Raw genomic sequence first — 22173 nt, forward strand, 5'->3', positions numbered from 1 at the left:
ATTTTAAACCATTTTATTAAACTCTTTTCGAAGCCTTTTAATAATACGTTTTTCTAATCTGGATATATATGATTGCGATATTCCAAGCATATCAGCTACATCTTTTTGGGTTTTTTCTTCGGTTCCATCTAGTCCAAATCGTAGTTCCATTATTTGTTTTTCACGATCATTCAGTTGATCTAGTGCTTTTGTTAATAATGATTTATCGACATTGGCTTCTAAGTCCTTCGTTATGATATCGTCCTCTGTACCTAATACATCAGAAAGTAATAATTCATTACCATCCCAATCAATATTTAATGGTTCATCAAACGAGACTTCAGAACGGTTTTTATTATTTCTACGTAAATGCATCAGAATTTCATTTTCGATACATCTTGAAGCATAAGTTGCCAATTTAATTTTCTTTTCAGGATTAAAGGTATTAACGGCTTTTATCAATCCGATTGTACCAATGCTAATCAGATCCTCAATATTAATGCCCGTATTTTCAAACTTTCTGGCAATATAAACTACTAATCGTAGATTTCTCTCAATTAATAGTGATCTAGCACCTAAATCTCCATTCGGTAGTTTCTGTAAAAGCTTTTCTTCTTCTTCCCTTGTCAAAGGAGGTGGTAATGCTTCACTTCCCCCAATGTAGTATACTTCGTCGGCTTTCAAACCAAGCTTTACTAATAGCTTATACAAACCTAACTTTAGTTTTAAGAACAATCGATTCATTTTCTACCTCCTATGCAATTTCATTAATTGTTCCCTGCATCATTTTTGGATGAAGGATACATTCATATAAATTGTCTGAAGACAAAGTAACATGACTCAATCCAACTAAAACCGAACTCGATGAATACCATTTTCCATTAATTTTCAATTTAACAACAGTAGGTTTTATTGCGACGAGGAATTGATTACTTTGACCAATACTTTTATAAGGTATATAAGTTCCTTGAAAAAAACTTAACACATCGAGTGCTTCTGTATTATGTAATGTATTTTCAGAGTCTCTAACTAACTTTACTAGTTCGATAGGTAATCCATAATCACTAGTTGAACAATCTAAAATAATAACTGGTTTCCTAGAAAGCGGTTCATGTAGAGAGTTACCACTATCCATTAATCCTCTAATTTTAATCGAAGTGTTCCGCCACACAATTTCCATTTCATACATTTCATTCAACTTCCACTTTGTAAATGAGATCTGATTGATTGATTTTCTAGCGTAAAATATGACGATTGGTAGCATTCCAATTACAAAATACCAGCTAACAGGATCACCATAAAAGGATGAATTGGTTAAATTTGATTCATTAGTAGCAAATAAATAATGTAAGCCTAATAATGCGCCACCTAAAATGAATGTTGAAAAATAGAAGATACTTAATAGCTGTAAAAAAGTGATAATCCGTTGCCTTCCAAATGCAAAAAATACGATGAAAAACGATAATAATATTTTCATAAAAGGTGAGCCAAAAACATATGCATAAGGAGTAAACGTCATTAAAACAACGATTGAACCTAATAATGCCCCTAATAATGACCGCAAAATAGATACATTTCTTTTTAGAATTAAGCCTGTCAACTGAATGATCAAGAAGTCCATTAACAAGTTTAATAACCAAACAAGATCGCCATATATCACCAATTTTGTTCGCCATCCTCTATAGAATATTCATTTATATGTAAGTATAGGATGAGCACGGTAAGAAGTCTGTCAAAAAAAGGAAGCTTTATTGAAGAGTTTTTCGACAATACATTTTCGAAATATGGATGGACAGGTCAATATTTCATAGAAATCTTTCACTTTATTTCTATTAAATCTGCCCATTAAGGAGTGAGGATTTGAATAGTTGGATATTTCATTCACCCGTTTTTGAGTTTGATGGTTCCAAACCATCAATAAGACAACACTCTGCCTGGAAAGGTCACGCTAAATTTGCTTACGATTTAGTTCAATTCGTGAAACCAAAAAAAATTGTAGAATTAGGCACCCACTTTGGATTCTCTTTTTTCTGTTTTTGTCAAAGTGTGAAAGATCATAATCTATCATGTGAATGTTTTGCAGTTGATACTTGGCAAGGTGATCTGCATAGTGGATTGTATAGTAATGAAGTTTTTGATACGGTACATGAAATTGTTCAAAAACATTACCAAAAAGAAGCTAAAATGTTACGTAAGTCTTTCGACGATGCAATTGAGAATTTCGAAGATAATACGATCGACATACTTCATATTGACGGGTTTCATACTTTTGAAGCTGTGCTACATGATTACACTTCTTGGCTACCAAAAGTATCTCAAGAAGGTATTGTTTTAATCCATGATACTGAAGTACGAATACAAGATTTTGGGGTTTATAAATTTTGGGAAGGCATTAAACAACAACTCCCATCTTTTGAATTTACACACTCACATGGGTTAGGTGTTTTATTCCCTAAAGGCTGTAACGAAAAGTTCAAGGGTGTCATTAGTGATTTAACTAATTTACAAAATCACTACTCGAAAGAATGAAAAAAACCAAGATAAGAGAGTCATCTTATCTTGGTTTTTTTACATTTATTAGCGTCTTTTACGATTACGTAAAAACGCTGGAATATCTAAGTCATCAAGACTAGTTACATTTTTAGTCGTTTCTACAACCGGAGCTTCTTCGCGAATTGGTTCGCGTTTGATCGTTGGTTGTGGAGCCTGCGTTGGTGTTGAAATTGTTTGTCTCGCTATTGGTTTTGGAGTAGGCGGTGCTGTAATAACACCTTCAAATCCAGTCGCAATAACCGTTACAATAATTTCATCCTTTAAGTTTTCATTGATTACAGAACCGAAAATCATATTTACTTCAGCATCACATGCAGTCGATACGATATCTGCTGCTTCTTGCACTTCATATAAGCTTAAGTTCGTTCCACCAGTGATATTCATAAGTACACCTTGTGCACCATTAATTGAAGTTTCTAGTAATGGACTAGAAATAGCTTTTTTAGCTGCTTCAGCCGCACGGTTTTCTCCACCAGCAACACCGATACCCATTAATGCAGAACCTTTATTAGACATAATTGTCTTAACATCTGCAAAGTCAAGGTTAATTAATCCCGGAACAGCGATTAAGTCAGAAATACCTTGAACCCCTTGACGAAGTACATTATCTGCTTCGCGGAATGCTTCAAGCATTGGGGTATTACGATCAACGATTTCTAATAATCGGTCATTAGGAATAACAATTAAAGTATCAACGCTTTCCTTCATTGCAGCGATTCCAGTTGCCGCTTGAGTTGAACGCTTTCTACCTTCAAATGTAAATGGACGAGTAACTACACCTACAGTTAAGGCACCTAATTCTTTTGCTACTTGTGCAATTACTGGAGCTGCACCTGTTCCTGTACCTCCACCCATTCCAGCAGTTACGAATACCATGTCAGCTCCTTTAAGAGCTTCTTGTAATTGTTCTCTACTTTCTTCTGCTGCTTTTTTACCTACCTCTGGATTAGCTCCTGCCCCTAAACCACGAGTAAGTTTGCCACCGATTTGCATTTTCACTTCAGCTTTTGATAGATTAAGAGCTTGTGCATCAGTATTCACAGCAATAAAATCTACACCTTGTACTCCATGTTCAATCATTCGGTTAACGGCGTTATTTCCTCCGCCACCTACACCAATTACTTTTATCTTCGCTAAAGCATCTACATTTGTATCAAAATCTAACATGATTGATCCCCCTACTTTTCAAATTCATCACAAATTTAATCCCATAAATATTTAAAAATGCTTTTAACTTTACTCATGACGCGCTCTTCATCCTGCTGTTTTGGTTTTGTATTTGAATTTGAAACAGCTACAGGTTTTCGTTCATTTGATTCGAATGCAATATTAGAGCTAAGTTTTTTTCCACGCATTTTTGATTTATAAAAAGCATACTTGATTAAACCTACACCAGTAATGTATTGAGGTTCTCTTACACCTATATAATCTGGTGTTGCAACCCTTACATTATTTTTAAATACCTTTTGAGCTAAATCGATTACACCAGTCATTGTTACTGTACCACCAGTTAGAACAAAACCACCTGGTAAATTGCTTCCTCTCATTCTTACAAGCTCATTTTGAACCATAATGAGGATTTCTTCTAATCTAGCTTCAATAATATCGGAAATTTCTTGCTGACTGTATTGTTGATGTTGTTCACTACCCATAATTGGTACACTTAAAACTTCTTCAGGTAATGCAGTATCATAAAAAGCATGTCCAAATTTCACTTTAATTTTTTCTGCATCTTCTGTTGAAGTTTTCAGTCCAATTGATATGTCTTTTGTAATATGGTCTCCTCCAACAGGTAGGACTGACGTTGCCATTAATACACCTTCTCTAAAAAGAGAAATTGTAGTTGAGCCTCCACCGATATCAACAAGTGCTACACCTAAGTTTTTCTCATCCTGCTTTAGTCCTATCGTACTTGCAGCCATAGGTTGTAGACATATATCCGTTACCTCTAACCCCGCTCTTTCAACACAACGAAGTATATTATGTACTAGAGTTCTTGAACCAGTGATTAATGTACCTTCCATTTCCAACCGTACACCAATCATTCCTCTTGGGTCTTTTACCTCAGAAAGGCCATCAACAATGTATTCATGTGGAACAACATCGATAATTTCTCTTTCCGGTGGTATAGAAATTACTTGAGCCTGATCCATTACTCTTAAAACATCTTCATTGTCAATTTCTTTATTTTCTTTAGAAACTGCTACTACGCCGTTAGTACTAATCAATTGCACTTGATTGGCACTAACCCCTACAATTACTTTGTCAATATGAATGCCAACCATTCTTTCTGCTTGATCAATTGCTTTTTTGATTGATTTGACTGTTTCATCTATATCAACTATTGACCCACGTTTTAAGCCTGAAGATTTAACATTACCAACACCGATAATGTTAAGTGTGTCGTTAACTAGTTCTCCTATGATTACTTTAATTGTTGAAGTTCCAACGTCAAGACTCACATAGATCTCATTGCTGTTCATGATGGCACCTCCTTTTTCTCACTATCTATTATAATCGAGCATCAATTCATTCTTAAATATCATATATGACAACTATTCAACATTTACGGGGGTTTTCCTCTTTTTTAAGTTTGATTTTTCATAATCTTTTTAATTTTTTTCATTATTTCTATTTAACTACTAGTCTACACTAACAAGTAAAGTTAAAAAAGACTTGAAAGTACTGTTAACTAATGTTAAATCGACTATTTAGGATCAGTACTATAAGGAGAAAAATACGCACCAACTTCTAAATGGATAACCCCTTTTTGATCTTTAGGTATTGACTTTAATATTAATGGGTAATTTGACATTTTATTTGAGAATTTTCGAATCGTTGTCCTTACTTCATACCCTTCATTCGTAAAAACCGTTATTAACAAAGGATCATCCTTACTTGGAGTATAATCTATTTCAGAAATTGATTGAAATATACTTTGCGGCATTTTTTTCAATTCCGCAGCCATTTCCTGCAACTCGTCTCCTTGTTTCCAACCAATTAAATCAGGAGCTGTAGTATTTCCTAGTGAATTTTTCTCTTTAATAAGGACTCCGCTTTCTAACAATAGATACTTTTTCCCGCTGAATAAACCTTGTCCAACAGGCTGAAATTCTTTTACATCGATTTCTACTTTATTAGGAAATCTTTTATGTACGATTGCAGATTGAATTGTGTTTTGACTTTCAAGCTGATCTACGACCCTTTTTGACCTAATTGTCAAAAAGCTATCATCAACGCTTACATCGGCTAATTTTTGAATTTCTTTATCAGAGTACAGTTGGTTTCCATTAATGACTAAGTGAATTTTTGAACCAATTGATGTTTGGAAATACAATACACATAAAAGCAAAGAAAAAAACACAAGAATTGTGACCAGTATTCGCAAATTTGCTTTTTTACGTTTTTTATTACGTAAAACAGGTACACGGTCTTCTAAACTAATAATCTTATTTTCCTGCATAAATATGCCTCCATTATCAATGTTCAACTAAAAATACCTGTTTAATTTACTTTTGCTTAAGAAGTAATTTAAGAATTTTGAACTACTCATGACTAAAGTTACGAGATTCTTGGGAACAAAGCATACTTGCTAGCATATTTCTTTACTAGCAGAGGTTCTTTTATTTACCAAGCTATCCCCGTAGTCCCTACAGTTAAGTTTTCCTAACGCTAGGTGAAACGCACTCAGCTTGATTTCTCTTTGCGACTTTCGAGAGGTATTGGCGAACGAAAGCCACCAAACAAGTTCTATTCACGCAACAAGCACCATACTTGAAATCGTTCTAGTTCAAGTGTCCGATATGATTTTATCTTATACTTCATGTCGGATACTAGTATAGTAAAATAATATGACGTTTTTTTAATACTATATTGCATCCGAAGTCGATTCATCTCATAATTTACATCACGAGTGTTCTTGACTTAATAATAGAATAATAAAAAATAGAATAGCAAATGAATGCCATTCTATCTTGGTCATCATATGCTATGTAAATTATAGCATATAATATGGTTAGTTTAGAAGAAACTTACATTTTTTTCCCAACAATTTCTACTTCTGTTTCAAGTTGTACATTAAATTTTTCTAATATAGTTTTCTTAATAAATGCTATTAAGTCTAGTACATCTTTTGAAGTGGCATTTCCGGCATTTACAATAAAGTTACCATGCATTTCAGAAACCTTCGCACCACCAATTTGATATCCTTTTAAATCAGCACGTTCAATTAAATTACCAGCATACTGTGGTAATGGATTACGGAAAATACTTCCAGCACATGGATAATTCCAAGGCTGTGTTTCTCTACGATAATCTTTGTTTTTTTGCATTAAAGCAGTTGAAGCTTCTTTTGATCCTTCTTGAAGCTGAAGTTCTGCTTCTAATACAAATCCTTTACGTTTATGTTGTAAAACTGACGTTCGATAAGAAAAATCTAGTTCTTCATTTGACAACCATTCCATTGTTCCATCAGGAAATAGAATATGTGCTCTAGAAGTAATATTTGAAAAATCGGATTGATGAGCACCTGCATTCATATATACACCGCCACCAACACTACCAGGAATTCCACTTGCAAACTCTAGACCAGATAATCCTTTTCTACTCAGTTGAGTAGCTAAACGAATAACTGAATATCCTGCACCTACAACTACTTTTGTACCTTCTAGTTCGATATGGTCTAAGCAATCACTAATTTTAATTACGACACCTTCAATACCTTGATCCGATACAAGTAAATTTGATCCTCTACCAATTACAGTCACATTTACGCCATGTTCATTTGCAAGGTTAATAATCTCTTTAATTTCATTCACAGTTTTAGGAATGACCAAATACTCAGCTGGTCCTCCAATTTTCATTGTCGTATGATTTGCTAAAGGCTCATTTATTAGAAGACTCGAGTCATTTAATATTTCCTTTAATTTTGATTCAAACATTCGATATTTTCCCCCTTTAGCTTATAGTATCCTCTATTACATTTTTATTTTATTTCAAACTTGTTCGTGCAAGTTCATTTACTTATTTTCTCTAATACATTTACTAGTTTTTTTGCAGCTTCTGGTACACCCATTTTTAATGATGCATTTTTCATCTCTTGAAGTTTAATAGGATTTAGTAATACTTTTTCAATTTCAGTTACTAAATATTCACTATTGAAATTTTTTTCCAATATAACAATTGCCGCACCATTTTTCTCGAGTGATCTAGCATTAACTTCTTGATGATTATTCGTTACATATGGGCTTGGTATTAGAATACTAGGTTTTCCTAATGCAGTTAATTCTGCTAATGTAGTTGCCCCCGCTCTTGATACGACTAAATCCACTTCTCTTAAAATTTCAGGCATATTATGTAAAAATGGCTTAACCACTACATTTTCTGGGTTACCTACTTTAGTTATTTCCTCAATGACAGAATCGTAATGTACTTCGCCTGTTACATAAATCATTTGGTAATCTTTTTCACCTAATTGATTGACACTTTTTAAAAAGGCTTGATGAATCGGTCTTGCTCCCCTCGAACCACCAACAATTAGTACTGTGGGTTTACCCGATTTTAATCCTAATGATTCTAATACTGCTGGATTTGATTCTCCAAGTACTTCAGAAGCCCTTGGGTTTCCTGTAAACACTACTTTCTCTTTATTAAAATAGTCCGCAACCTCTTCAAAACAAATTGCAACTTTTGTTACATAACGATTTAAGAACTTATTTGTTAGTCCAGGTATACTATTTTGTTCATGTATAACTGTCGGAATCCCTAGTTTTGCTGCTGCGTAAACAACAGGACCACATACATATCCACCGGTTCCAACGACTACATCTGGCTTAAATTCACGAATTATTTTCTTACTATCTGATACACCCTTTAAGAATCGATAGACTGTTTTAAAATTCTCTAATGATATGCTTCTCTTGAACCCTGTAATAACGATAGATTTAAAAGGTATGTTTGCTTTAGATACAATCCCTTTTTCTAATCCATTTTCTGTACCAACATATAAACATTCTACATTGGAATCTTGTTTTTTTAACTCTTTAATTAGCGCAAGTGCTGGATAAATATGACCACCAGTACCCCCACCACTAACTAAAATTTTCATAAAGATCCTCCTAAATTACAATACATAAATAACTTTAAGCAGTTTAAGTAGTTATTATACCAATTTTATCACTATCATTCTAATTGTTTTTTCTATAAAAATAAAGAAAACTCATCAATTGGAAAGTAAATAGGCTAGAACACATTGCGTTTACTAAATAAAAAGGACCGACTCATTTTTGAAAAATTCAAGTACAACAAGTACTTGTTTCAATTTGAGTCGGTCCTTTTATGTACGCGCATGTCTACTAATATTTAATAATACACCTACGGCTAATAGCATTAATGTTAAAGATGAACCACCATAGCTTAAAAATGGTAATGTAATCCCTGTAACCGGCATTAAGCCTATTACAACGCCTATATTAATCATTACTTGTATTGCAATCATTGAGACAATTCCTACTGCTAAAAAAGTACCGAATAAATCAGGAGAACTTAAAGCAATTCGGATCCCTCTCCAAAGTAATAAAGAGAATAATAAGATGACAAAAGTTCCGCCAATAAATCCTAATTCTTCTGATAGAATCGCAAAGATAAAATCAGTTTGTGGTTCTGGCAAATACATAAACTTTTGTCTACTTTGTCCCAATCCTAAACCAAATAATCCACCAGGACCAATTGCATATAGTGATTGAATAATTTGGAATCCAGTTCCTAATGGATCAGACCATGGATCTAGAAATGATGTAATCCTTTTTATTCGATAAGGAGCAGAAGCTATTAGGGCAACAAATCCTGCAACCCCAACAATACCTAATCCCATAAAATGAGAAATTCTTGCTCCAGCTACGAATATGATGATTACACAAGTACCTACCATTACTGTACCTGTTCCTAAATCTGGTTGAAGCATAATTAAACCAAATGCCAAAAACACAAGACCTAATGTTGGTACAAGACCCTTTTTAAAAGACGTAATATTTTTCTGATTATCTGCTAAGTATTTTGATAGAAATACCATCATTCCAAGTTTCATAAACTCAGAGGGCTGGATCGAGAATGCACCGATTCCAATCCAACTTCGTGCACCACCTCGTACTAGACCAACCCCTGGTACAAGTACAAGTACCAACAAGATAAAACAAGCTATTAATATTTTTTTTGCATGTGTTTTGAAAAGCCAGTAGTCAATATTTGAAACAACAAACATTCCAACTACTCCAACCCCAGCAAATAATAATTGCCGTTTAGCAAAAAAGAACGAATCATGAAACTTATAAGATGCCCATATTGCACTAGCACTGTAAACCATAATCATACCTACTGTTAATAATGATAGCGTAACGAGAACAAGAATCATGTCAGGACTATTTTTCTTTGTTGGCACTTAAATACACCTCAACTTTTGAATTAAACAAGCCTTACATTAACTTATGCACTGCTTGTATAAATTTATTACCACGTTCTTCAAAAGTCTTAAATTGATCCCAGCTTGCACAAGCAGGTGACAATAAAATAATATCTCCAACTTCTGAATGAGTGAATGCTTCATTTACAGCATCTTCAACATTATCTACCGATTTTACTGCTTTCATTCCTGCTTTTTCTGCTGATTCAATTAATTTTTCTGCTGTTTGACCATAAGTGACTATTTTTTTTACATTTTTAAAATAAGGAATTAAGTCGTCAAAACCATTTCCTCGATCTAATCCACCAGCTATTAAAATGACTGGTTTTTGAAAAGAAGAAATTGCTTTTTGTGTTGCTAAAATATTAGTAGCTTTTGAATCATTATAAAACTTTCTCTTATTTATTTCTGTAACAAACTGAAGTCGGTGCTCAACGCCAGTGAAAGTTGTTAATACCTTTTCAATTGCATCATTTTCAACATCTAGAAGTTTAGAAATTGCTACTGCTGCTAATATATTTTCTAAATTATGTTTACCTGGTAAGACAATTTTTTCAACTTCAATCACTTTTTTCTCCTTAAAATAAATGAAGCCATTTTGAACATATGCACCATCTTGCATAATTTTAGTTGAAGAGAATGGAATAATTTTCGCTCTAATTTGAGAAGCCATTGCCATTACATTCTCATCATCAAAATTAACGACAGCAAAATCATTTTCTGTTTGATTTTTAAATATATTGGCTTTTGCCTTAATATACTCATCTTTTGTACCATGATAGTCTAGATGAGCTTCGAAAATATTTGTGATTAATGAAATTTTTGGTCGGAAACTTTCGATTCCCATCAATTGAAATGAAGAAAGTTCAGTTACAATAATATTATCTTCATTTGCATTTTCAGCAACTTCACATGCAACAGTACCAATATTTCCTGCAACAAGTGGTTTTTTATTGCCTTCTTGTAACATATTTAATGCTAAAGTTGTCGTTGTCGTTTTCCCATTAGAGCCTGTAATACCGATAAATGGTGCTTCACTTATTAAATATGCAAGCTCTATTTCCGTATAAATCGGAATATTACGCTTTACAGCTTCTATTAATAATGGATTCGTATATGGAATTCCTGGATTTTTGACGATACAAAATGGTTGATCATCTACTAATGATAGTGGATGCTCACCACAAACTACGTTAAAACCTTCACTTTTTAGCTTTTGTGCGATTTCATTTTGTTCAAAAGGAGTTCGATCATTAACAGTTACAGTCGCACCTAATTTTTTTAATAATCTACTAGCTGCATAACCGCTCTTTGCCATTCCTAATACTAATACATTTTTATTTTGAAAGTTCGATATGTTATTCAATTACATCCACACCTCAATATAGATTCCTAATAATGCAAAAAGTAATCCTACAAACCAAAATGTTACTACTACACGCCATTCTGACCATCCAGATAATTCATAATGATGGTGCAGAGGACTCATTTTAAATACCCTTTTACCAGTTGCTTTAAAAGATGCAACTTGAATCATTACTGATAGTGTTTCAATGACAAAAATACCACCAATTATAACAAGTAAAATTTCTAAGTGTGTAACGATTGCAATTGCAGCAAGCGCCCCACCTAATGCTAATGAGCCCGTATCTCCCATAAAGACCTTTGCAGGGTGTGCATTAAATACTAAGAATCCTAATACAGCTCCTACAACTGCTATTGAAAATATTGCCACATCAAGCTGGTGTTGGTTATAAGCAAGTACTGCATATGCACCAAATGCAATTGCTGCTGTACCTGACACAAGTCCATCTAATCCATCTGTTAAATTTACTGCGTTTGAAGTACCAACTAGCATAAAGATAATTAATAATACATAGATAAAGCCTAAATCAAATGAATAATGTGTCCCTGGTATCGAAATCGATGTAGAGATTCCCATAGCACGGATTGCAAAAAAGACAATGATTGACACAATAACTTGGCAAATGAATTTTTGTTTAGATGTTAGACCTAGGTTTCTTTTTTTAACAACCTTAATATAGTCATCTAAAAATCCAATTACTCCAAAACAAATTGTGACAAATAATAATACATATGTACGTGTTGATAAAACATCAAAATACATAGAAATTAAAAGTGCAGATAAACTTAAAGCAATTAATATGATAATCCCACCCATAGTTGGGGTTCCTGATTTCTTTTTATGAGATTGTGGACCTTCGTCTCGAATACTCTGTCCAAATTTAAGTTTTCTTAAGTACGGTATAAAAATAGGCGATAAAATGACTGCAATGATAAATGCTGAAATCATAGCAACTAAAATTGACGGTTCTAGCATTATACGCCCTCCTTTCTAAGTTCTCTTCTTTGTTGTTTACTTAATAGTTTAATTCTTTTATAAAGAATTATGAAATCAATTTTTCACATTACAAAGAAGAGGATACTATCCTCTTCTTTGCAAAATAGCTTCTTTAGCTTCTTCAACATCATCAAAATGTGAAACATTCGTTCCTACAATCTGATATGTCTCATGACCTTTACCTGCAATAACAATAATATCATGTTTTTTTGCATTTTGAATCGCAAATGTTATAGCTTTTTTACGATCTTCTATTACCGTAATATTATTATGCTCTAATCCGCGTTTCATGTCTTCTAAAATTAAAGTTGGGTCTTCTGTTCTTGGGTTATCAGATGTAAAGATTGCTTTTGTTGAAAGATCCGCTGCAATCTTACCCATTAGTGGTCGTTTTGTACGGTCACGGTCTCCACCACAACCAACAACAGTAAAAATATCATTTTTTGCAAATTGCTTAACAGTATTTAATACATTTTCTAAACTATCTGGTGTATGTGCATAGTCTACAATAACTGTAAAATCTTGCCCAGCATTAACGGCTTGGAAACGGCCTGGCACTCCTTCAATCGTCGCGACTGCGTCAAGGATTGTCTCCATTTCTATATTTAATGCGATTCCTGCACCAATTGCTGCTAACACATTATATACATTAAATGTTCCAATAAGATTCATTTCTACAACATATTGTTTATTTAAAAAATGTAATGTGAATCTAGTACCAGCATTCGTTAATTCAATTTCATCAGCAAACAAGTCAGCTTCTTTACTTAAACCATAAGTTATTAAATTTGCTTGTGTAAACTTCATATATTCTTCAGAAGCAGAATCATCATTATTTAGGATCGCAAATTTAGGTTTTTGCGTTGAGAAGCTATTACCTAATTGAGAGAATAATAAACCTTTAGCTTTTTTATATTCTCCCATCGTTCCATGATAATCTAAGTGATCTTGTGATAGATTTGTAAAAACAGCTATATCATATTCACAGCCATGAACACGCCCTAAATGTAATGCATGTGAAGAAACTTCCATCACTGCCGTATCCACATTTGCGTCAACCATTTTTGCAAACATTGATTGTAAAGTTAAACTATCAGGAGTTGTATTTTTTGTTTCAAAAATCTCTTCTCCTATTTTCATACCAATTGTGCCGATGACACCTGTTTTTTTCTTATTGTGTTTAACAATCTCTTCAATAATATATGAAGTAGTGGTCTTACCATTCGTACCAGTAATCCCAACTAGATTTAGTTTTTGTGTTGGGTTTTCATAAAAGGCATTACCAACAACAGCCATCGAACGATTTGTGTCTTTCACATAAGCTACTGGTACATTCGATTCAATTGGTTTTTGTGCAAGTATCGCAACTGCTCCTTTTTCAATTGCTTGATTTACGTACTTGTGGCCATCAACTGTATATCCGTCAATACAGATGAATAAATAACCTGGTTTTACATTTCTTGAATCCATTTCAACCCCAGTGATTTCCGGATTTTCAGATGGAAGATTCACTAAAGGCTTTAATCTTGATAGTAAAGTATAAAGTTTCATAGTAATTCCTTTCGTATTCACTAAATCATTTTTTATCTTTAGTTTTAGATTTAGTTTCTTCTTTCGTTCCTAAATAAATTCTTATTTTAGAACCTTCTTTTAGTTTAACACCTGCTTTTGGTGCTTGGTCAACGACAATATTTCCACTGCCACTATATTCAATAGTAAAAGTATCTAGCAAAGGTTGCAAATCTTTTTTCTCCAAACCAATTAAATTTGGCACTTCATATGTTGGTGTATCACCGTATACGAATTTTTTTGGGATTTGATTTTTTCTAGGTGGTACGCCTAAAACTTGCATACTATCTCGAATAATATTCCCTACTATTGGAGCTGCTACAACTCCCCCAAATTGTACAGTGCCTTTTGGATTATCAACTGCAATATAAACCACTATTTGAGGATCGTCAGCCGGTGCAAAGCCTACAAACGAAACGATAAAGCTACTATCATCGTATCGTCCATCTTTTACTTTTTGCGCTGTTCCAGTTTTCCCACCAACACGATACCCTTCCACAAATGCACCTTTACCAGTACCTTGTGCAACAACACTTTCTAGAGCTAATCGTACCTTTTTAGATGTATCAGGAGAAATAACTCGCCTTTTTGAAATTGGTGTTTTTCGACTTACTACTTCGTTTGTAACCGGATCTACAAACTCTTTAGCTATATAAGGTTGGTAAAGAATTCCTCCATTAATAGCGGCTGATACTGCTGCAACTTGCTGAATTGGTGTAACTGATACGCCTTGACCAAAAGCAGTTGTTGCTGCTTCAACTGGACCGACTCTATCCATGCTGAATAAAATCCCTGAACCTTCACCTTGTAAATCAATTCCTGTTTTTTTGCCGAAACCAAAGTTGCGAATATAGTTAAATAAACGATCTTCCCCTAGTCGATTACCTAATTCTACAAATCCTGGGTTACAAGAATTTTGAACTACCTCTAAGAAAGTCTGAGAGCCATGTCCACCTCTTTTATGACAACGCAAACGAGCTCCAGCTACTTCAGCAGCCCCATCATCATAAAAATGTTCTTTATTCAAATCTACTAATCCCTCATTTAATGCGGCTGCTAGTGTAATAATCTTAAACGTTGAACCTGGCTCATAATTTGACCAAACAGGTAAATTTCGATTATATACTTCAGGCGAAACATTTTTAAAATTAGTAGGATCGAAGCTTGGACGACTGCTCATTGCAAGAATTTCTCCCGTATTTGGATTCATCGCAATTCCAATCATTGAATCAGGATTATACTGAGCAGTAGCGTTATTCATTTCTCGTTCAAGAATTGTTTGTATTCGCGAATCGACAGTTAATTTTAAGTTTAAACCATTTATTGGCGGAATATAGTCGTCTGCAATATTAGGCATTCTTTGACCTTTAGCGTCAGAATAAAATTGTACACTACCTTTTTCACCGCTTAATTGCTTATCATAATATAGTTCTAATCCGTTTAAGCCCTGATTATCGATTCCAGCAAAACCTAAAACATGAGATAGATAGTCACCAAATGGATAATACCTTTTAGAATCCTCTGCTATGTATACACCAGCAATGTTAAGATCTCGGATTTGTTTAGCTTTCTCATTTGTTATTTTTATACCTTCTGTTCGAATGTGTTCCATACTAGATCTTTTCGTTAAAATTTTATAAAGTTTTACTTCGGAGATTTTTAAAATTGGGGCAAGTTTTTCAGTCGCTTCTTTAGGATCTTTAATTTGCCTAGGAACGACTAATACAGATGGAGCACTTTTATTAGTAGCAAGAGCAACACCATTACGATCTAAAATTTCACCACGCTTTGGTTCAAATGGAATGTCTCGACTCCACGAATTTTTCGCTCGCTCAGTTAAAAGATCACCCATAGCAAATTGTACATAACCAAGCCTCGTTGCAATGATAGAAAAAATTAATAAACCACCAATGAATACAAAAAATAATCGTTTTCGAACTGTTACATTAGATACTCGCATCGAAACGAACACTCCTCTACATTATGTTCGTTTCAATATATGCTTGTACCAAATACAATAGACCTTCTAGCTTGTTATTGTCCTAGAATGGTCTATTGTCATTTTTATTTAATTGATCTTATTTCAGCCATTTTACTCTTGTACATCTACTTTTACATCTTTTTCTTCAGTGGTTGTTCCATTAGGTTTATTTAATTCAATCGTTAAGTAATCATGATCCCGTAGCTCTGAATCTTCTTTAATACTCTGGCTTGTAACAAATCCAGATCCCTTTGATGAGATTTTTAGCTTAAATAATTTACCTAAACGGTTAACATCCGATTTTGACCAACCAATAATCGATGGCATCGTATTTGTTCCATTTGTCTTAAGATAAATTTTAGTACCTCTGACAACTTGAGTTTTTGACTTAATCGATTGACCAGTAACTTCTAACCCATTTCCTAATAATACAGGTTTCAATCCCTCAGATATCGCTAAAGATTTTGCTTCATCTAAGGTTAGACCTTTCAAATTCGGAATTTCTATACTTTCTTTATCAATTAATTTGTCTACTTTGGCATTTTCAACAGGCTCAACCTTCATATACTCTAATGCGCCTTTAGTCACTGTTCTAAATATTTCAGAAACACCATCTGAACCAATCTCAGTCGCTTCAAGTTTTGGGCGAAGCATCGCTACATAAACGACTAATTTTGGATTATCTGCAGGTGCCATACCGATAAATGAAAAAAGGTTTTGACCACGTCCTTTAAGATATTTCCCGTGATCGTCAACAACTTGGGCAGTACCAGTTTTACCAGCGACCGTATAACCCTCAATCGCATAGTTATGCCCAGTACCATGTGGCGCAGTAATAACCGTTTCTAATAACGCTCTTTCTCTTTTTGCTGTTTCCTCTGAAATTGGATTACCAACAACCTGAGATTTATAGTCTTTCATCACTTTATTCGTATCATGTTCGACAATTTTATCTACAATATATGGCTTCATCATTTTTCCATTGTTAGCAATAGCACTGGCAGCTTGGATTATTTGAATTCCAGTAACTGTAGATCCTTGTCCAAAAGCAGTTGTTGTTTTTTCAAGTGGATAATTAAATACTAATTTACCACTTGATTCACCTGGAAGATTAATATTAGTTTTTTGTGTAAACCCAAAGTTTTTATAGTATTGTAAAAAACGATCTGCACCTAATTTTTCATTAAGAAGAATCGAAATACCTACGTTTGAAGACCTTTGAATCCCTTCGTCAAAAGTAATTGAACCCCATCCGTTACGATTTACGTCATGGACAGTGCCTCCACCTGGTACTTTATATCGACCTGATTGGAAATATTCATTTCCATTATAAACGCCTTCATTCATTGCAGCCCCTAAAGTGAATATTTTCATCGTTGAACCTGCTTCAATTGCATATGAAATCGGGTCATTCGTATAGTTTGTAATGTCATGTATATTTGGATTGAAGCTAGGACGATTACTCATTGCAACAATTTTACCGGTTTTTGGATCAGAAACGATTGCCATAATCTTTTCTGGCTCATATTTTTTTTCAACGCTAGTCATTGCGTCTTCTAGTAAACTTTGAATCTTTGTATCTATTGTTAGATACACATCATCACCATTATGTGGAGGTGTAACCTTCTCATTTTCATATGGTAGAATATTTCCTTTTCGATCACGTAAAAAGCTTCTTTTTCCATCCTTTTCGGTTAACTCATTATTCAATGCTTTTTCTAATCCCATTTCTCCTATTAGGTCACCATTATCATTTATATTCGTATACCCTAACGTATGGGAAGCAAATACACCATTAGGATAATATCGCTGCTGTGATGGAGTAAAAACAATACCAGGTAGCTTTAATTTCTCAATTTGTTCTTTTGTGCTTTGAGAAATATTTCTTCCACCTGGTCCTAATTCAACTTGATATTTTGGTTTACCTAATTTTGCTAAAAGTTCCGATTCATCGATATCTAAAATTGATGATAATTCTCTAGCTGTTTTTTCTTTGTCTACTACATGCCTTTTCACTTTCGAGTTTTTGGAGGCTCTTGGATCTAGAACTGCTGACACGGTATATGCTGTAACCTCTTCCGCAAGTGGAACTCCGTGTGAATCATAGATTGTTCCTCTTTTTGCTGGAATTTTTTGAGATGTATTGTAATTTTCGTCCGCATAAACTTTTAAATTTTTACCTTCAACTGTGTCTGATAATTGTATATAGCCAAGTCTAGCTACAAGTGATATAAAAAGGAGTAAAGTACCTAGAAAAAACCAACGAATACCATAATTTGTGTATTTATTCTTTTTCTTACTCATATCACAATCTCCTACTTGCTAGTGTCGGTAAACTTTACATTGTTACTATCAATATTTAGACCTAACTCTTTTGCTTTTTGCCATATGCGCTCATATGTGCTTAATTCATCAATCTTCATTTTAAGCTCAGAGTTATGCTGTTTTCCATTCGCTATTTCATTTTTCACATTTTGAATTTTTAAATTTGTATCATATATCGCCGCTTGAGTTTTAATGATTTTTGTACCCATAAAGAAGCATGCAAAAATAAATACTAAATAAAGCATTTTCTCAAAAGGTGTAATTTTAGATACTTTCTTTTGTTTTTTCTTGTTAGAAGGTCTTTGTTGTAAATCAGTAACTTGTTTTTGTTGTAGCTTTCTAGCCAAATTACTCATTATTTTCCCTCCTTATAATTTTTCTGCAACCCTTAACTTTGCAGATCTTGCTCGCTTATTAAATTCGACTTCTTCATCTGTTGGTAAAAGTGGCTTTCTTGTCACTAATTTTAACTTCGGCTTAAACTCATCTGGAATAATTGGTAAACCTGGTGGTAACGGCGGAAGTGAACTAGCTTCTTTAAAAATCGTTTTACAAATGCGATCCTCTAATGAATGGAATGTTATTACACTTATTCTTCCTTTAGGTTTTATTAGGGTAATTGCATCCTTTAGAGCTTCTTCAAATACACCTAGCTCATCATTTACAGCTATACGAATTGCTTGAAAAATTCTTTTAGCAGGATGTCCACCAGTTCTTCTTGCAGGTGCAGGTATTGCATCTTTAATGATTTCGACTAACTCAAAAGTTGTTTCAATCGGTTTCTTAGCTCTTAATTCTTCTATCCTTCTTGCAACTTGTTTAGAGAATTTCTCTTCTCCATATCGGAAAAATATTTTAACAAGCTGCTCATAAGGCCAGTCATTTACAACTTCATATGCTGATAATGTTTGTTCTTGATTCATACGCATATCAAGTGGTGCGTCTTGATGAAAACTAAATCCACGTTCAGCAACGTCTAATTGTGGCGAAGAAACACCTAAGTCAAATAAGATTCCATCTACTTCATAAATGCCTAAATGATGGAGTTCTTCTTTTATATGTTTAAAATTACTTTTTACAATTGTTAATTGATTTTCATATTTATTCAATCGCTCTTTTGCATGTCTAATTGCTGTTTCATCTTGGTCAAAAGCGATTAATCTACCCTTTGATGAAAGTTGAGATAGTAAGTATTCACTATGACCTCCACCGCCAAGTGTACAATCTACATAAATGCCATCTTCATTTATATCTAAAGAATCCACAGTTTCTTTTAATAAAACCGTAATATGTTCAAACATGATGCTTTCACTACTTTCAATTTGTTAATTTTTAGAAGTCAAATCCGATTAAGTTTTCAGCCAACTCACCAAATGACTCTTCTGATTCATTCATGTATGTATTCCAAGTTGATAAATCCCAAATCTCAATACGATTTGTAACACCAACTACTACACATTCTTTTTCTAATTTTGCATAACTGCGTAAGTTAGGTGTTATATTAATTCTCCCCATCTTATCCATCTCACATTCCATAGCTCCTGAGAAGAAAAAACGGGTAAATGCTCTCGCATCTTTTTTTGTTAGTGGTAGTGTGCGCAGTTTATCTTCAATTACACTCCATTCGGCCAATGAATAGCCAAATAAGCATTGATCCAAACCTCTTGTAACAATGAAGTTTTCACCAAGCTTGTCTCGAAATTTTGAAGGTATAATAAGACGTCCTTTTACATCGATATTATGTTGATATTCACCGATAAACATCCTATTCCCCCACTTTCTAACACAAACTTACCACATTCCCCCACTTCTTACCACCTTTTCTAAAAAATTCTTTAAAAAAACAAAAAATCCTGCTAACAGTGCAGCAGGATTTCATTTTTATTATAAAATTCAGCTTATTTCAAAGGATTGTTTCAACTTATTCATATTATTAAAGACAATATTTTTGATGATTGGCTTAAATTTTTACAATTTGATGAGCGTAATCCCATGATAGGTCTAAATCACATAGCTCATGAACAAAATCAAAACCATATTTATTAATATAGTAGAGAATATTTAGTGTTCGCTCCTGTGGTTTCCCATTAGGAGAAATTGAACAGATGATTCGATTCCACTTTTCAATTTGTTCTTCATTTTGCTTTAAAATTGTTTCTTCTATTTTTCGTTCTAAAAGTAGAATTTGTTCTTCTATCTTTACATAATTCTTTATAGAAAAATCCTTTAAGTTAGGTGTTACTTTATTCGTTACATCTTGAAGAGGTTTATGCAATTCTTCTAAAGATTTTTTAGCATGACTAAACACTTCTTTATAGTCTAGTTTCACTTGATCTTTAATCCATTCGACTTTCTTCTCTTCTAATGATGTTTTCAGCACATCATTAATATCTAATGAAAAATCTTCTAATGCTGATACAATATTTCTTTCAAAAATAGTAAACATATGTCTTAAAAACACAGGTGGCATTTGAAGGTTAAATAGATTAAAAATGTCCTTTAACTCAGCCCAATAAGCAATTTCACCAGGACCACCGACAAATGCTAATGTAGGGAATAAATACTCCTGCATGACCGGCCTAGTAACAACATTATTACTTAATAAGGCTGGCTGTTCATTAGCGATTTTGATCAACTCAAGTTTAGAGAATTGATAATTCTTATTTTTTGTTTGAAAAACATCTTCATCTTCAGACACTTCAAGTAACTGTCTTCCTTCATTACTATGGTAAAAAAGATGAATGCTCTGTTCAGAAATTTGAAGTGTTTCGTGGTACCCAGATTTTATTAATCTGCTTTTCGTATCCTTTAAAACCCCTCTTACGTTCTCTTGCTTTTGAATCATTTCATTAAATAAAGATGATTCTAACTCACGGATATTCGCTTCGTCAGCATCAATTAAGACAAGTCCCTCTTTTTTGAACAATTTAAAAATAATTTTCGCAAAAAAATCTACATAAGTAGTAGATTGCTCAATCATCGAATATAGTTCATCAAGTAAAACTTTCGAATAATTCGTTTCATCAAAAGTTTTAACAATTTTATCAATCCACTTTTTCATTTCCTGTTGATCTAACCCTGTTTTAGATGCAGCATGGGAATAAGTCGTTTTTTGATAAAAGGTTTGTTTTTTTACTGTAGTGTTCTCAATTGTATGAATATGGTTAATTTCATCAATATCATGGTCTTCACCAGCAATCCAAAATACTGGGATAACTGTTAACCCATGATCCTTTTCATATTTCTTAGCCAATTGAATAATTGAAATAATTTTATGTATAGAATACAATGGGCCAGTTAATAAGCCAGCTTGTTGTCCACCAATTACAACAAATGAATTTTTATTAAGTAATTTTTTTACATTTTCTAATGATTCATTACTTGCATGATGCTTATGATGAAACTTCTCTAGTGCATTAACTAATCCTGTGCGATTATAAGAACGCTCCATTACATGTTTAATTCTATATTCCATTTCTTCCTTTACTAATGGATTTTCACCAAAGAAAGAAGAAATTACTTCATTTCCATTTACAAAATCATTCAGCAATTTATTTTGCCCGTCTAAATGGACTTTACTAATTTGCATTACGAACTTCCTCTCTCGCTCTTCAATTAAGCATTATACTCAGTTATTTTTAAAACTAAACCAGCCAATACGGTAATACAGTGAAGAATAAAAAATAGAATACATGACATTCTCCAAAAACCTTTTAGTAGCTTAGTAAACCGAATATCTCTTTTTGCTTTCCATTGAAGAATAATCATAATAAATAAGATAACCAATAATAAATTAATTAATATCCAACCTGTTGCAGTTGGAAAAATCATATTTAAAACAAAATAAAATGAACTAAGTAATAGAATTGTAGATAAATCTAACGTAAAAAGCAAAAGTTTACGCTTGTTATTTTTAAAAAATAATTTCAAAAACATATAGATAAAAAT

At 33.3% G+C, this 22173-nt stretch carries 19 protein-coding genes; 1 reads left to right on the plus strand and 18 read right to left on the minus strand.

Annotation, left to right across the window (positions count from 1 at the left end; all coding sequences use genetic code 11):
• Window positions 1–3 precede the first annotated feature (3 nt).
• Complete coding sequence (gene sigE, locus CN514_RS06395; protein WP_069035602.1) at window positions 4–723, minus strand: RNA polymerase sporulation sigma factor SigE; 720 nt, start codon at window positions 721–723, stop codon at window positions 4–6.
• Between the two features lie 10 nt (window positions 724–733).
• Window positions 734–1639 (minus strand): sigma-E processing peptidase SpoIIGA, encoded by a 906-nt coding sequence (spoIIGA, locus tag CN514_RS06400; protein WP_286141586.1) that lies wholly within the window; start codon window positions 1637–1639, stop codon window positions 734–736.
• 200 nt (window positions 1640–1839) lie between these two features.
• Here spoIIGA and CN514_RS06405 point away from each other — a divergent pair, with 200 nt between their 5' ends.
• Window positions 1840–2508 carry a class I SAM-dependent methyltransferase gene (locus CN514_RS06405; protein WP_286141585.1) on the plus strand — a complete coding sequence of 223 codons (669 nt, stop codon included), beginning with the start codon at window positions 1840–1842 and terminating at the stop codon, window positions 2506–2508.
• 48 nt (window positions 2509–2556) lie between these two features.
• On the opposite strand, the gene ftsZ is transcribed toward CN514_RS06405, so the two are convergent.
• The 16 genes from ftsZ to CN514_RS06485 form a co-directional block, all read right to left on the minus strand.
• Window positions 2557–3699, minus strand: a complete 1143-nt coding sequence (gene ftsZ / locus CN514_RS06410; RefSeq protein ID WP_098231880.1) for a cell division protein FtsZ — start codon at window positions 3697–3699, stop codon at window positions 2557–2559.
• 35 nt (window positions 3700–3734) lie between these two features.
• The gene (gene ftsA, locus CN514_RS06415) at window positions 3735–5015 is read right to left on the minus strand and encodes a cell division protein FtsA (protein WP_098231881.1); all 1281 of its coding nucleotides are present in this window, start codon (window positions 5013–5015) and stop codon (window positions 3735–3737) included.
• A gap of 224 nt (window positions 5016–5239) precedes the next feature.
• A complete protein-coding gene (locus tag CN514_RS06420; RefSeq protein ID WP_098231882.1) occupies window positions 5240–5995 on the minus strand; it encodes a cell division protein FtsQ/DivIB in 756 nt (251 codons plus the stop codon).
• A 568-nt stretch (window positions 5996–6563) separates the two neighbouring features.
• Window positions 6564–7472, minus strand: coding sequence for a UDP-N-acetylmuramate dehydrogenase (gene murB / locus CN514_RS06425; RefSeq protein ID WP_098231883.1), 909 nt, complete (start codon window positions 7470–7472; stop codon window positions 6564–6566).
• Between the two features lie 74 nt (window positions 7473–7546).
• Window positions 7547–8638, minus strand: a complete 1092-nt coding sequence (gene murG, locus CN514_RS06430; protein ID WP_098231884.1) for an undecaprenyldiphospho-muramoylpentapeptide beta-N-acetylglucosaminyltransferase — start codon at window positions 8636–8638, stop codon at window positions 7547–7549.
• Window positions 8639–8866: 228 nt separating this feature from the next.
• Entirely contained in the window at window positions 8867–9967 is a 1101-nt protein-coding gene (gene spoVE / locus CN514_RS06435) for a stage V sporulation protein E (protein WP_141529311.1), read from the minus strand.
• 34 nt (window positions 9968–10001) lie between these two features.
• Window positions 10002–11354, minus strand: a complete 1353-nt coding sequence (gene murD, locus CN514_RS06440; RefSeq protein ID WP_098231885.1) for a UDP-N-acetylmuramoyl-L-alanine--D-glutamate ligase — start codon at window positions 11352–11354, stop codon at window positions 10002–10004.
• Entirely contained in the window at window positions 11355–12329 is a 975-nt protein-coding gene (gene mraY, locus CN514_RS06445; RefSeq protein WP_025569060.1) for a phospho-N-acetylmuramoyl-pentapeptide-transferase, read from the minus strand.
• 105 nt (window positions 12330–12434) lie between these two features.
• Window positions 12435–13901 carry a UDP-N-acetylmuramoyl-L-alanyl-D-glutamate--2,6-diaminopimelate ligase gene (locus CN514_RS06450; RefSeq protein WP_098231886.1) on the minus strand — a complete coding sequence of 489 codons (1467 nt, stop codon included), beginning with the start codon at window positions 13899–13901 and terminating at the stop codon, window positions 12435–12437.
• Between the two features lie 25 nt (window positions 13902–13926).
• The gene (locus tag CN514_RS06455) at window positions 13927–15879 is read right to left on the minus strand and encodes a stage V sporulation protein D (RefSeq protein ID WP_098231887.1); all 1953 of its coding nucleotides are present in this window, start codon (window positions 15877–15879) and stop codon (window positions 13927–13929) included.
• Between the two features lie 132 nt (window positions 15880–16011).
• Window positions 16012–18204 carry a penicillin-binding protein gene (locus tag CN514_RS06460; RefSeq protein WP_098231888.1) on the minus strand — a complete coding sequence of 731 codons (2193 nt, stop codon included), beginning with the start codon at window positions 18202–18204 and terminating at the stop codon, window positions 16012–16014.
• 11 nt (window positions 18205–18215) lie between these two features.
• On the minus strand, window positions 18216–18581 hold the full coding sequence (gene ftsL / locus CN514_RS06465; RefSeq protein WP_098231889.1) for a cell division protein FtsL: 366 nt from the start codon (window positions 18579–18581) through the stop codon (window positions 18216–18218).
• 12 nt (window positions 18582–18593) lie between these two features.
• Window positions 18594–19526, minus strand: a complete 933-nt coding sequence (rsmH, locus tag CN514_RS06470) for a 16S rRNA (cytosine(1402)-N(4))-methyltransferase RsmH (protein WP_098231890.1) — start codon at window positions 19524–19526, stop codon at window positions 18594–18596.
• Window positions 19527–19557: 31 nt separating this feature from the next.
• Window positions 19558–19989: a division/cell wall cluster transcriptional repressor MraZ gene (gene mraZ / locus CN514_RS06475; protein ID WP_091022092.1), complete on the minus strand. Its 432-nt coding sequence runs from the start codon at window positions 19987–19989 to the stop codon at window positions 19558–19560.
• A 196-nt stretch (window positions 19990–20185) separates the two neighbouring features.
• Entirely contained in the window at window positions 20186–21814 is a 1629-nt protein-coding gene (gene bshC / locus CN514_RS06480; protein WP_098231891.1) for a bacillithiol biosynthesis cysteine-adding enzyme BshC, read from the minus strand.
• Window positions 21815–21840: 26 nt separating this feature from the next.
• The coding region (locus tag CN514_RS06485) for a DUF3397 family protein (RefSeq protein WP_176525814.1) at window positions 21841–22173 on the minus strand (333 nt) is incomplete at its 5' end.

This window comes from Bacillus sp. AFS001701, from assembly GCF_002559405.1.
Taxonomy (GTDB): domain Bacteria; phylum Bacillota; class Bacilli; order Bacillales; family Bacillaceae_G; genus Gottfriedia.